Origin of the sequence: Cupriavidus sp. TMH.W2, assembly GCF_050847365.1 — a bacterium.
In the GTDB taxonomy this organism is placed as follows: Bacteria; Pseudomonadota; Gammaproteobacteria; order Burkholderiales; family Burkholderiaceae; genus Cupriavidus.
This window is the reverse complement of sequence record NZ_CP193793.1, coordinates 2049590-2061901: the sequence shown is the minus strand read 5'-3', so window position 1 is coordinate 2061901 and position 12312 is coordinate 2049590. Positions and strand designations below refer to the sequence as shown.

Genomic DNA, 12312 nt, shown 5'->3' with positions numbered 1-12312 from the left:
TCGGGGCCGGCACAGGCCAGGATTTGCCAAGCCGTTCCAAGACAAAGGCCCCATGCATGGCATGGGGCCCAGACTGCTGACAAAGCTAAGTCGGCGGCGTCAGGCGGGCCGGATGGCCAGTGCGCCAAGTCCGCGCAAGCTGTCGGCCAGTTCGGCTTCCAGGGCGGCAAAGAGTTCAGCGGCAGGCAGCGCGCGGGCCAGCGGCACGGCCTGGCCTGCCCATTGCGCGGCGAACTCGGCGCTGCCCCTGGCCTTGGCGGCGGCGTGCAGCGCCTTGCCTGCATCGTAGGTGATGGGATAGTCCGGCGTGGCCGGCGCGCCGGGTGCAGCGCCCAGTTCAGTGAAGCGGTTCACGAAACCGCGCGCGTTGCGCCCGGAGATCGCCTGCGTCAGCGTAGTGGGGCGCATCTGCGCCTGCGCCAGCGCATCGCGGAACGGGCCGTCCGCGCTGGTCTCGGGGCAGGCGATGAAGGCAGTGCCAAGCTGCGCCGCCTGCGCGCCCAGCGCCAGGGCGGCGGCGATGCCCGCGCCATCCATGATGCCGCCGGCTGCGATTACCGGCAGCGCGGTCTTGCTGGCCAGCACGCGCACCAGCGCGAAGGTGCCAAGCCCTTCATCGAAGGCCTGCGCATCGAATACGCCTCGGTGGCCGCCGGCCTCGATGCCCTGCGCGACGATGGCATCGAGGCCCGCGGCCTCGATCGCGCGCGCCTCGTCCAGCGAGGTCGCGGTCGCCAGCAGCACGATGCCGGCGTCCTTCAGCGCCCGGATCCTGCCCGCGTCGGGCAGGCCGAAATGGAAGCTGACCACGGCCGGGCGCTCTTCCAGCAGCATCTGGTGCATGGCGTCGTCGGCGACGTAGCTGCGGTAGATCTCGCGCAGCGTGGCGGGCGGCGTCACGCCGAACTCGGCAAAGCGGGGGGCAAGGTAGTCCAGCCAGGCCTGCTCGCGCGCTCCGTCGGCTACCGCCGGGGCGTGGCAGAACAGGTTGATGTTGAACGGGCCGCTGGTCAGCGCGCGGGTTTCGCGGATGGCTTTGCGGGCGCCTTCGGCATCCATCGCGCCGACGCCGAGCGAGCCCAGCCCGCCGGCATTGGTCACCGCGGCGGCCAGCGCCGGCGTGCTGACGCCGGCCATGGGTGCCTGGATGATGGGCGTGCGGATGCCGAGCTTGCGCAGCAGCGCGGTGTGGTCAGTGGATGGGGTCGAGGCGTTCAATCTGGCGCTCCTGGGGTGGCGCCCGCGGGCGGGGCGAGGAAGAGAATGGATGCGGCGCAAGGTGTGCTCAGTCGTCGGGCAGTCTTGCTGCGGACATCGTGAAAGTCAAGGGAGTGGGGGCGATGCCTGCGCCGGAGCGCGGCGTGCAGGCATCGCGCAGAACGGCGACGCGGAACTCCGCGGCAGCCGTCGCGCGTCAGCCGGCCGCCAGCGCGCGCTCCGGCTCCTGGCCGAACGGCGGCAAGTTCTCCAGCCGCAGCGATTGCGGCACCGACAGCGAGATGCCCGCGCCGCGCAGCCGCCTGAGGATCTCGAACAGCAGGTCGCTGCGCGTGGCGGCGGCGATGCGCGGACTGCCGACATAGCCGGTCACCGACAGCGTGATGCCGTTGGGCGCGAGCTGGCTGAACATGACCGAGGGCGCAGGCACGTCGAGGATGCTCTCGTTCTCGCGGTAGACGTCCAGCAGCAGGTCGCGCAGCTGTTCGGGGTCGGTGTTCAGCGGGAAGGTAAGCTGCAGCGACGCCACCCCCTGGGTGCTGTTGCTCATGGTCACGTTGCGCAGGTTCTGCGAGATCAGCTGCGAGTTGGGCACGATCATGGTGGAGCGGTCGCCCAGCTGGATCTCGGTGGCGCGCACGTTGATGCGGCGGATATCGCCTTCCACGCCGGCGATGCTGACCATGTCGCCCACCTTGACCGGACGCTCGGTCAGCAGGATCAGCCCGGACACGAAGTTCTTCACGATCTCCTGCAGGCCGAAGCCGATGCCCACCGACAGCGCGCTGACGATCCACGCCAGGTTGTCCCAGCGCACGCCCAGCAGCGACAGCGTCAGCAGCACCAGCAGCACGTAGCCGACATTGCTGAACAGCGTGATCAGCGAGGCACGCAGGCCCGGCTCCACGCACAGCTTGGGCAGCAACTCCCCCTCCAGCCAGCGCCGCACCGTGCGCAGCAGCCAGATGCCCACGCCCAGCGCGACCAGCGCATTCAGGATGCGCTCGGGCATGATGTTCAGGCTGCGCAGCTTTTCGCCGCCGAGCACGGTCGCCATGCTGTTGACCAAGTCCGCCGGGGTGGTGCCGAAGCCGCCGGTCAGCAGTGCCAGAACGGCCAGCAACAACAGCAGGCTGGCGCCGATGCCCGACAGGATGGTGGCGGCCTGCTCCAGGCGCGAATCGTCGACGCCGAACAGCTGCTTGATCACTTGCCCGCTGGCGTGCTGGGTCGAGAGCACGCTTTCGAAGACGTCGCGCGTGACCTGGGTCAGCAGGTACAGGCTGCACAGCACGATGTCGAACCAGACCAGCTCATAGGTCAGGAAGCGCGCGAAGCTGATATAGCCGGCCAGTAGCGCCACCAGCGACACGATCACGATCAGGCTCACGCCGGCGTGGATCATGCCGGCCAGGGTGGCGCGCGCCTCCGGCCGTTCGCCCGCGGCGGCCAGCACGTTGCGCACGCGGTTGGCGCGCAGCAGCGCGGCGCCGATGGTCAGCACCACCACCAGCGAGACCAGCCCGCGCCCCAGCAGCGTGACCTGCACGCTGGTATCGGCAATGCGGTTCAGCTGTTCCAGCGTGCCGGCCAGCAGCAACAGGCCGGCCAGTACCGCGGGGAACGGCTTCATCGCCAGCGCCACCGGGTCGGCCAGCGCCGGCAGGCGCCAGGAGGGGTGGCCGGTGCACAGCAGTGCGCGCCCAAGGCCGGCGATCAGGGCGCTGGTCAAAGTCAGCTTGAGCAGCTGGCCATACAGCGCCATCAGGTCGGGCGGCAGTGCATAGTTGCGCGTGAAGGCGTTGTAGACGATCTGCACCGCCAGCCCCGTGGTGGCCACGGTGGCGACCGTGGTGGCCAGCGCCAGCGCGCTGCGCCGCAGGCGGGTCTCGGGCAGCCGGTTCAGGCAGAACCAGGCCAGCGCGCGCTCGGCCAGGCGCTTGCCCAGCAGCCAGACCCCGAGCGCGAGCAGCAGCAGGGCGATGGTGGCGGCGCGCTGCGACGGCTGCCAGGCCAGTTGCACCATCGGCACGACCTGGTCGAGGAAGGTGTCCATGCGCGCCCCGTCCTCTGGGGTCGGCCTGACCATCGGCTTCCAGAACTGCGGGTTCAGGATGCTGTCCGAGCGCAGCGCCAGCTGGTCCTTCATCTGGCTGCGCTGCAGCCGCCCGAGCTGGTCGCTCAGGTTGGCAATGTTTTCCTTGCTCTCGGTGGCCTGCTTGATCTGCGCGTCGAGCTGCGTGCGGCGCGCATTCAGCTCGGCGCGTTGCCGCACCACCGCCGGGGCTTCCCTGGTGGTGCCATCCGCCGGCGGCGGCCCCAGCACATCAAGCTGCGCCTGCAGCTGCGCACGTTGCGGCGTCAGTGCCGAGGACAGGTTGCCGACGTCGGTATCGAGCTTGTGCAGGGTGTGGTCTAGTTCATCCAGCTTGGTGCTGCCATCGGGGTCCGAGGCTTGCTGCTTGATGCGGTCCTGCTCGGTCTGCAGGCGCTTGAGTTCTGCGCCGGCTTCTGCATGTGTGATGGCAGGCGCCTGGGCCGGCGTCTGCTGCGCCTCCGTGGCGGAGGCGGCCTCGGATGCCGGGGCCGCGACGGCGGCCGGCAATGTGGCTGGCATCAGGTGGCATAGCGCAGCGAGCGCAAGGCCCAGCGCCAGCCGTGAAACGTTGCTCATGGCGGAATCTCGTCGGATAGTGACGGCTCGCGGCGGCCCGGCATCGGAAAGCGGAAGCGGGGATCGCGCCGGCACGCAGGGGGCGCGGCTGCGATCGGATGCGGGAACGGCCGGGATACCGGCGATGAACATGGGAAGGGATGGCTGCTCGCTGGCAATCCCTTCAGCGAATTGTCCGGTCAGGGCACAACGCGCCCAGGGCGCATCGGCAAGGCGTGCTGACCGATGGCGGCAGGGCCAGCCGAAGCCGGCCTCGCAGCGATTCGCAAAATTATAGGGAAGCGCATGCGCCATGCAGCCGGATGCAGGGGCGGATGCGGCACACGGTGACAAATTGATACGCATCCGTGCGCGGACCTGCCTGGCGTTGCCGCCACGGCCGCCACGGTCGTCGCAATCGCATTAACATCACGGACTTCAGGCCGCATGCGGCCCATTGTCACCATCAGGAGTAGGCATGGCTGTTCCGTCAGGCACGGAAAAAACCCAACTCGGCGGCGAGGCCGGGCCCATTGAAATGCTGGTCGACCGGCCCGCCGGCGCGCCGCGCGGCGTCGCCGTGGTGGCGCATCCGCATCCGCTGCTGGGCGGCTCGGCCACGCACAAGGTGCCGCACCAGCTGGCCAAGGCGCTGGTGGCGCGCGGCTACCTGACGGTGCGGCCCAACTTCCGCGGGGTCGAGGGTTCCGCCGGCGAGCACGACCAGGGCAGCGGCGAGGCGCGGGACATGCTGGCGGTCGTCGCCCACCTGCGCGCGGCGCATCCCGGGTTGCCGCTGGCGCTGGCCGGGTTCTCCTTTGGCGCCTTCGTCATGGCCAATGTGGCCGCCACGCTGGCCGCGCAGTCAGTGCCGATCCGGCACCTGGTGCTGGCCGGCACGCCATACGGCACGGTGAAGGCCCATCGCAGCTATGACACGCCGGCCGTGCCTGCCGATTGCCTGGTGGTCCACGGCGAGCGCGACGAGCGCGCGGAACTGGGCGCATTGTTCGACTGGGCGCGGCCGCAGGCGCTGCCGGTAGTCGTGGTGCCTGGCGCGGATCACTTCTTTACCGGCAAGCTGCCGCTGCTGGTGCGTATCGTGGGCGGATACCTGGATCGCCCCGAGCCCGGCGCGGCAGTGTAGAGGCTTAGATCTTCCCCGCGATTGCGCCGACCGCGCGCATGGCACCGGCAACCCGCAGCGGATGAAGCCCGCGCCGCTGACGGCCGGCGTCAGGCATTGCTCAGGCGTTGGGCAGGGCAGGCGCGTCGGCCGGATCCGGGTGGATCTGCATCACGGCGGCGCGCTTTTCCAGCAAGTGCTGGCGCAGGATGGACGCCAGCCGCTTGCCGTCGCGGGCTTCCAGCGCGCGGATCATCTCTTCATGATCGTGCACGGCGCGGTCCCATTTGTCGGTCTGGAAATTGGAGCGGAAGCGCATCGCCTTGAGCCGCCGGTTCAGCGTCAGGTAGGTCTGCTGCAGCGTCTGGTTGCGCGCCGCCGCGGCAATGCGGTCGTGGATTTCCTGGTTGCGGCTGTAGTAGCCGGGCAGGTCGCCGCCCGCGCGGCAGGCCAGCATGGCGTAATGCAGCGCCTTGATCTCCGCCAGTTCCTGCGGCGTGATGCGCTCGCACGCCAGCTCGCCGGCGAACGCCTCCAGGCCGCTCATCAGCTCGAAGGCCTCCCAGGCCTCGGCCTCGCTCATCCGCGACACGCTTGCGCCGCGGTTGGGCGCGATCTCGATCAGCCCTTCGGCGGCCAGTACCTTCAGCGCCTCGCGCAGCGGCGTGCGCGAGATTCCCAGCGTTTCGCACAGCTCGCGCTCATTCAGCTTCGTGCCCGGGGCCAGCACCCCCTCGACGATGAAGTTGCGCAGGTGGTCGACCACGGTGTCGTGCAGCCGCTGGCGCACCACCTTGGGCAGGAGCGGGGCGGCGGCCGCGCCAGTGCCGTCCGGACTTTGCATGCAATGTTCCTGTCATTAGCGTTGTGCCATTCTAAGACATTGCCGGCTTGCCGCACCGCCTGCAGCGCTGTGAACCGCTCTAGCTCGCTGGGCCGCGTAGCGGCATGCCGCTTTCGTGCGGGGCTCCGGAGCCTTCGCCCCGCCCGATCAGCGCCACCGACAACGCCGACACCAGTCCCGCAAACGCCACGTAGGCGCAGATCTGCCAGGGTTTGCCGCCGCCGGACTTCAGCAGCGCCGTGGCGATGATGGGCGTGATCCCCGACGCGAAGATTCCCGAGAACTGGTAAACGAACGAGATCCCGGTGTAGCGCACCCTGGCATCGAACAGTTCGCAGAACAGCGCCGCTTCCGGGCCATAGACCGCGGCGTAGAGGATGCCGAACGGCACCACGATGGACAGCCACAGCAGCATGGTGTTGCCGCCGCTGTTCAGCATCAGCCAGAACGCCGGGAAGGCGGACAGGGCCGTGATCAGCGAGCCCCAGAAATACACGCGTGTGCGCCCGATGCGGTCGGACAGGTGGCCGAAGAACGGGATGAAGAAGCACATCGCAATGGCCGCCGCCATCACCCCCACCAGCGCCTCGGTGCGGCTGATATGGATGGTCTGGGTCAGGTAGGTGATCGAGAACACGCCGAAGATGTTGAAGAAGACCCCGTCGATATAGCGCGCGCCCATGCCCTTGAGGATATTGCCCGGATAGCGCCGCATCATGTCGACAAAGGGAATCTGTGTCTCCGCATTGCGCTGCTTGATCACGGCGAATTCCGGCGTTTCCTTGACGTTGAGCCGGATATACATGCCCACGAACACCATCCCCGCCGAGATCAGAAAGGCAACCCGCCAGCCCCAGGCCAGGAACTGCGCATCGGTCAGGGTCAGCGACAGCAGGGCCACGACGCCGGAGGCCAGGCACAGGCCGATCGCCAGCCCGATCTGCGGCAGCGACGCATAGAACCCCTTCTTGCCCGGCGGCGCGTATTCATACGCCATCAGCACCGCGCCACCCCATTCGCCGCCCAGGCCGATGCCCTGCAGCACGCGCAGCACCAGCAACAGGACCGGCGCCAGGATGCCGATGCTGTCATAGGTCGGCACCAGCCCGATCAGGAAGGTGGACACGCCCATGATCATCAGCGTGATCACCAGCATGCTCTTGCGGCCGACCTTGTCGCCGAAGTGCCCGAAGATCACGCCGCCCAGCGGCCGCGTGACAAAGCCCACCGCAAAGGTGGTGTAGGCCAGCATGGTGGCCACCAGCGGGTCAGTGCCGGGGAAATACAGCTTGTTGAAGACCAGGCCGGCGGCCACGCCGTACAGGAAGAAGTCATACCACTCGATGGTGGCGCCGATCACGGACGCCAGTGCGACCTTGCGGATCGCCTGTTCATTAGGGCTTGTCATGCTTGTCTCCTCTGGTGATGGGCGGCGTCCTTTGAAAGAATGGTTATGGACGCCGGATGCACGGCAGGGTCTGGCCTTGTTGTTATCGATGCCAGGCCCGGGTTGTTGCGGCAACGATGGCCGCAGGCCGCTCAGGCGGCTGTCGCTATCGGTGGCGCGACCTCGACGGGGTGGATTTCACGCCGTGCGTCTTCGCGGATAAAGTCAGCCGCGCGCTCGGCCATCATCACCACCGGCACGTTGGTGTTGCCCGACACCAGCGTGGGCATCACCGAGCAGTCCACCACGCGCAGGCCGCCGATGCCGTGCACGCGCAGGCGCGCGTCGACCACCGCCAGCGGATCGGCGGCGGGGCTCATTTTCGCGGTGCCCGACGGATGGAAGATGGTGGCGCCGTACTCGCGGCAGAAGTGCAGGATCTCGTCGTCGCTGCGCACCGCATCGCCGGGCCGGAACTCGCGCTTCATCAGGCCGCGCATCGGTTCGGTCTGCGCTACGCGGCGGGCATAGCGCACTGCCGCGACAGTGCTGCGCCGGTCCAGCTCGGCCGACAAGTAGTTGGGCTGCATCGACGGCGGCGCATACGGATCGGTCGAGCGGATCCGCACCGTGCCGCGCGACTCGGGCCGCAGCTGGCATACCGAATAGGTGCAGCCTGAGAACGGATGCACCATGCCGCCGGCCATGTCCGCCGACAGTGTCGAGAAATGGAACTGCGTGTCCGGCGTGGCGCTTTCCTGCGGCAAGGCCCGGCAGAACATCGCGCCCTGATTGATGCCGATCGCCAGCGGCCCCCTGCGCATCAGCAGCCATTCCAGGCCCATGCGCGCCTTGCCGGTCAGCGAGTGCAACTGGTCGTTGGTGGTGATCGGCTTTGCCACCTCGTAGATCAGCCGGATCTGCAGATGGTCCTGCAGGTTCTCGCCCACGCCCGGCAGGGCATGTACCACCGGGACGCCCAGGTCCTGCAGCAGCGCCGCCGGACCGATGCCCGACAACTGCAGCAACTGCGGCGACTGCAGCGCGCCGGCACACAGGATCACCTCGCGCCGCGCCCGCAGGATATAAGGCTGCCCATGCTGGCTGTAGCGCACGCCGACGGCACGCTTGCCTTCGAACAGGAGGCCGGTGGTGTGCGCGTCGGTCTCCACGCGCAGGTTCGCGCGCCCGCGCGCCGGGCGCAGGTAGGCCACCGCGGTGGAGCAGCGCCAGCCGTTGCGGGTGGTGAGCTGGTAGTAGCCCACGCCCTCCTGGTCGCCGCCGTTGAAGTCCGTCCTGCGCGGCAGGCCCAGCGCCTGGCCGGCGCCGATGAAGGCGTCGACCAGCGGATGCTGCCGGTCGATCGAGGTGGCATTGAGCGGGCCTTCGGTGCCGCGGGTCGGGCCCGCGCCGAGGTCGTTGTTCTCGAGCTTGCGGAAGTAGGGCAGGCAGTCGTCCCAGCCCCAGCCCGGATTGCCCAGCGCCTCCCAGTGGTCGTAGTCCTCGCGCTGGCCGCGCACATAGATCAGGCCGTTGATGGCGCTGCTGCCGCCCAGCGTGCGGCCGCGCGGCCAGTAGATGCGGCGGTTCAGCATATTGGGATCGGGATCGGTATAGAAGCCCCAGTTCACCTGCTTGTGGAACATGGTCTTGCCATAGCCGATCGGGATATGGATCCACGGGTAGCGGTCGGGCGGGCCGGCCTCCAGCAGGCAGACCGAATAGCGGCCGTCTTCGCTGAGCCGGTTGGCCAGCACGCACCCGGCCGAGCCGGCGCCCACCACGATGTAGTCAACGGTTTGCGACATCGTCGCTGTCTCCTGTTCTGGCCGGCAGGCGCATAGCCGCCCGGCTTTTGTCTATAATCTGAAACGTTCTGTTCCGGATTCTATTTTTCTAAGCCGGAATGGAAAGCTCAATCGCGAGGAGACGCCGGTTGTGAAACAGAACGTGCAATTCCCGTTTCAGAATCGCACTGCAGCAGAAGACGGGGCGGTGGACGACGATGCACGCAGCCTGCGCGTGCTGATGGTGCTGTCCAGCCTGGCCAGGGCGCAGCACCCGCAGACGCTGTCCCAGCTCTCGCAGCGCCTGCACGTGCCCAAGGCAACACTGATGCGCCTGCTGGCCGCCATGGAGCGTTCCGGCTTCGTGGTCCGGATGCCGGCCGAACGCGGCTATGTGCCTGGCCCGGGCGCGGCGGCGCTGGCGCTGCAGACACTGCGCAGCCCGCCGCTGCTGCGCGAGTGCCGCGCGATCCTCGCCCGGCTGGTGGCGAGCCTGGGCGAAACCTGCAACCTCACCGCGCTCGACGGCGACCGTGTGCTTTATGTGGAGCGCGTGGAGACGCACGAGCCACTGCGCCTGCAGCTCTCGCCCGGCATCCATGTGCCGCTGCATTGCACCGCCAGTGGCAAGCTGTTCCTGTCGGCGATGAACCGGCTGGAGCGCCAGCAGATGCTCCGGCGCCTGGACCTGGCCCCGCACACGCCGCGCACGCTGTCCGATCTGCCGGGACTCAATGCCGAGCTGGACCGGCTGGGCGCGCGCGGCATCGGCGTGGATCACGAGGAATTCGTGCGCGGCATGTGCGCGGTGGCGGTGCCGGTGCGCGAGCCGGACGGCGCGGGGCCGGGGCGGGTGGTGGCGGCGATTGCCTGCCATGCGCCGACGGCGCGGGCGACGCTGGAGGCGCTGTTGCAGGCGGTGCCGACGCTGCAGGGCGCGGCGAGGGAGATGGCGGCGGTGCTGTGCGCGCAGTGAGGGTGGATGCGCGACGTCCGCAATCGCTTACCCGTCGTGCCGCAACAGCACCCCGACCCGCTCGCGCAGCATCGGCAGCACCTCGCCCTCAAACCACGGATGCTGCTTGAACCACGGCTGGTTGCGCGGAGACGGGTGCGGCAACGGTATGAAGTCGGGCGCGTAGTCCTGCCATGCCCTGACGGTCTCGGTCAAAGTCGGCTTGCGGCGCGCTCCGAGGAAATGGCGCTGCGCGTACTGGCCGACCAGCAAGGTCAACGCAATCGACGGCAGTTCCGCCAGCAGCCGGTCGAGCCACAGTGGCGCGCATTCGGGGCGCGGGGGGTTGTCGCCACGCTTGCCGCGTCCGGGATAGCAGAACCCCATCGGGATGATGGCGAACTGCGATGCGTCGAGGAAGGTGGCGGCGTCGACCCCGAGCCATTGCCGCAGGCGGTCGCCGCTTGCATCGTTCCAGGGAATGCCGGTCTCGTGCACGCGGGTCCCCGGTGCCTGGCCGACGATCAGGATGCGCGCGCCGGCCCCGACGCGCACGATCGGGCGCGGGCCGAGGGGCAGGTGCGGGGCGCAGACGCGGCAAGCGCGCACTTCCTTCAGCAGGGCATCGAGTGACGCGTATCGGGGCCGGCTCATGGTCAATGCGCCGTCACGCGTGGTTGCCTGCCACCTGCCGCGACAGGAAGCCGCAGGTGGTCACCTGCACTTTGGCGCATTCGGGGATGCTCGTCTCCATGCGGTTTTGCGACCGGGAGGCTATGCTGACGACGATCGAGCAAGCGCGGCGCCCTGGACGCGGCTCGGAGGCGGATTGCGAGCCGGACGGCCGTCGCGATACGCGCCGGATAAAGGCATTGGTTGCCGGTGGCGAGAGCGAAGTAGATACGCGTTGAAACATGGAACTCATATGTTTATACTTGTATCAACATTGTTCGGAGATATCTGTCATGCGAAAGAGCGCAACCCTGACGATTCAAAAATGGGGCAACAGCCTGGCGGTTCGAATCCCCACTGCGGTGGCTCGTTCCGCACATTTCGCCGAGGGTCAGGAAGTGGAGGTGTCCGTCGATGAGATTGGCGTCACTGTCCGACCAGTTGGCCGTCGTGCCCTCACCCTCGCGGAAAAGCTTGCCCTGTTTGACCCGGTCAAGCACGGCGGCGAAGCCATGGCCACCCCGCGTGTCGGCAACGAGGCCATGTAATGGCGGGCAAGCCATGGGCGCCTGAACGAGGCGACATTATCTGGATCGATTGCAATCCGCAGGCGGGCCGCGAGATGAAGGATATGCATCCGATGCTTGTTCTTTCACCGCGGCCGTTCAATGAAAGGACGAGTATCGTGATTGGCTTGCCGATGACTACGGCAGCCTATAACGAGACCAATCCGTTTGCCATCAAATTTCAGGGGCCGAAGGGAAAGGACAGCTACATTCTGGCCCATCAACCCAAGTCGTTTGACTGGCGAGCCCGAAATGCAAAGGCTCACCCCTGGAAGCAAGCGCCCTTGGAGGTTTTTGCCGCCGCTTGCGAGCAGCTAAACCAGATTATTGCGATCGCGGAATAACTGCGTGCATGACCGTCCAGCGGGTTGCTGACGGTGCCAGCGGCGCCGCGCCTACCCCTGCTGTGCCGCCAGGATCGCCTGGCGCACATTCTGCACGTGTGCGATGCCCGCGGCCTCGGCCTGGTCCGGATCGCCGGCCAGGACCGCCGTGGCGATGCGCCGGTAGTCTGCCAGCCGCATCTGCTGCAGCGAGGCGAGGCGATGCTGGGCATGGACCACGGGCATGTGGATGGTGGGGAACAGGCGCCGGAGTTCCTGGTTCCCGCCCATGTCCAGCAGCGTCCGGTAGAAACGGCGCCGGGCGGTGGAGAATGCCTCGCTGTCGCGCGCCTTCTCTGCAGCAACCAGTTCCTGAATCGTGGCGCGCAGCGTCTGCACAAAGGTGCGGTCGCCGCCGCCGCGGGTCGCCGCGCGCGCCAGCAGGCCGGTCATGCGCTCGGCCACGTCGAGCACGTCCATGGTGTCCTGCGGGCCGAGCCGGCGGATCATCGCGCCCCGGTGGCGCGGCAACTCGACGATGCCCTCGGCCGCCAGCCGCTGCAGGGCTTCGCGCACGGAGTTGCGGCCCACGCCGAATTCCGTGACAAGGTCGGTTTCCACCAGCCGTTGCCCGGGCACGAAGCTGCCGAGTTCCAGGCCGCCGATGATGCCGAAGAACACGATGTCGGACGCACTGCGGTCATGCCGGACAGCGCCGGGCATGGGAGTGGGAGGAATCAGGGGGGATGTAAGCGTCACTCGACAACTCTGGTGGATGGCA

The 12312-nt window shown here is 68.0% G+C and carries 11 protein-coding genes; 4 read left to right on the top strand and 7 right to left on the bottom strand.

Translation table 11 applies throughout. From position 1 onward, the window contains the following. Positions 1-99: 99 nt before the first annotated feature. Together ACREYQ_RS26840 and ACREYQ_RS26835 are read right to left on the bottom strand one after the other, a co-directional pair. The gene (locus ACREYQ_RS26840) at positions 100-1218 is read right to left on the bottom strand and encodes an NAD(P)H-dependent flavin oxidoreductase (RefSeq protein WP_432261008.1); all 1119 of its coding nucleotides are present in this window, start codon (positions 1216-1218) and stop codon (positions 100-102) included. A gap of 196 nt (positions 1219-1414) precedes the next feature. Then, complete coding sequence (locus ACREYQ_RS26835) at positions 1415-3892, bottom strand: DUF3772 domain-containing protein (protein ID WP_432261007.1); 2478 nt, start codon at positions 3890-3892, stop codon at positions 1415-1417. 457 nt (positions 3893-4349) lie between these two features. Here ACREYQ_RS26835 and ACREYQ_RS26830 point away from each other — a divergent pair, with 457 nt between their 5' ends. Continuing rightward, the gene (locus ACREYQ_RS26830; protein ID WP_432261006.1) at positions 4350-5018 is read left to right on the top strand and encodes an alpha/beta hydrolase; all 669 of its coding nucleotides are present in this window, start codon (positions 4350-4352) and stop codon (positions 5016-5018) included. Between the two features lie 100 nt (positions 5019-5118). Here the strand turns inward: ACREYQ_RS26830 and ACREYQ_RS26825 are convergent, their stop codons facing one another. From ACREYQ_RS26825 to ACREYQ_RS26815, 3 genes are all read right to left on the bottom strand, one after another. After that, on the bottom strand, positions 5119-5841 hold the full coding sequence (locus ACREYQ_RS26825) for a GntR family transcriptional regulator (RefSeq protein ID WP_432261005.1): 723 nt from the start codon (positions 5839-5841) through the stop codon (positions 5119-5121). 79 nt (positions 5842-5920) lie between these two features. Next, positions 5921-7249: an MFS transporter gene (locus ACREYQ_RS26820; protein ID WP_432261004.1), complete on the bottom strand. Its 1329-nt coding sequence runs from the start codon at positions 7247-7249 to the stop codon at positions 5921-5923. A 131-nt stretch (positions 7250-7380) separates the two neighbouring features. Further along, the gene (locus ACREYQ_RS26815; protein ID WP_432261003.1) at positions 7381-9036 is read right to left on the bottom strand and encodes a GMC family oxidoreductase; all 1656 of its coding nucleotides are present in this window, start codon (positions 9034-9036) and stop codon (positions 7381-7383) included. 130 nt (positions 9037-9166) lie between these two features. Here ACREYQ_RS26815 and ACREYQ_RS26810 point away from each other — a divergent pair, with 130 nt between their 5' ends. Beyond that, positions 9167-9991: an IclR family transcriptional regulator gene (locus tag ACREYQ_RS26810; RefSeq protein ID WP_432261002.1), complete on the top strand. Its 825-nt coding sequence runs from the start codon at positions 9167-9169 to the stop codon at positions 9989-9991. A 27-nt stretch (positions 9992-10018) separates the two neighbouring features. Here ACREYQ_RS26810 and ACREYQ_RS26805 read toward each other — a convergent pair whose 3' ends face one another. Beyond that, a complete protein-coding gene (locus ACREYQ_RS26805) occupies positions 10019-10624 on the bottom strand; it encodes a uracil-DNA glycosylase family protein (protein ID WP_432261001.1) in 606 nt (201 codons plus the stop codon). Positions 10625-10935: 311 nt separating this feature from the next. Between ACREYQ_RS26805 and ACREYQ_RS26800 the strand changes: the two genes are divergently transcribed. Beyond that, the gene (locus tag ACREYQ_RS26800) at positions 10936-11190 is read left to right on the top strand and encodes an AbrB/MazE/SpoVT family DNA-binding domain-containing protein (protein ID WP_432261000.1); all 255 of its coding nucleotides are present in this window, start codon (positions 10936-10938) and stop codon (positions 11188-11190) included. Continuing rightward, the gene (locus ACREYQ_RS26795; protein ID WP_432260999.1) at positions 11190-11552 is read left to right on the top strand and encodes a type II toxin-antitoxin system PemK/MazF family toxin; all 363 of its coding nucleotides are present in this window, start codon (positions 11190-11192) and stop codon (positions 11550-11552) included. The genes ACREYQ_RS26800 and ACREYQ_RS26795 overlap by 1 nt, the downstream gene beginning before the upstream one ends. A 51-nt stretch (positions 11553-11603) precedes the next feature. Here the strand turns inward: ACREYQ_RS26795 and ACREYQ_RS26790 are convergent, their stop codons facing one another. Then, positions 11604-12254 (bottom strand): GntR family transcriptional regulator, encoded by a 651-nt coding sequence (locus ACREYQ_RS26790; RefSeq protein ID WP_432260998.1) that lies wholly within the window; start codon positions 12252-12254, stop codon positions 11604-11606. Positions 12255-12312 lie beyond the last annotated feature (58 nt).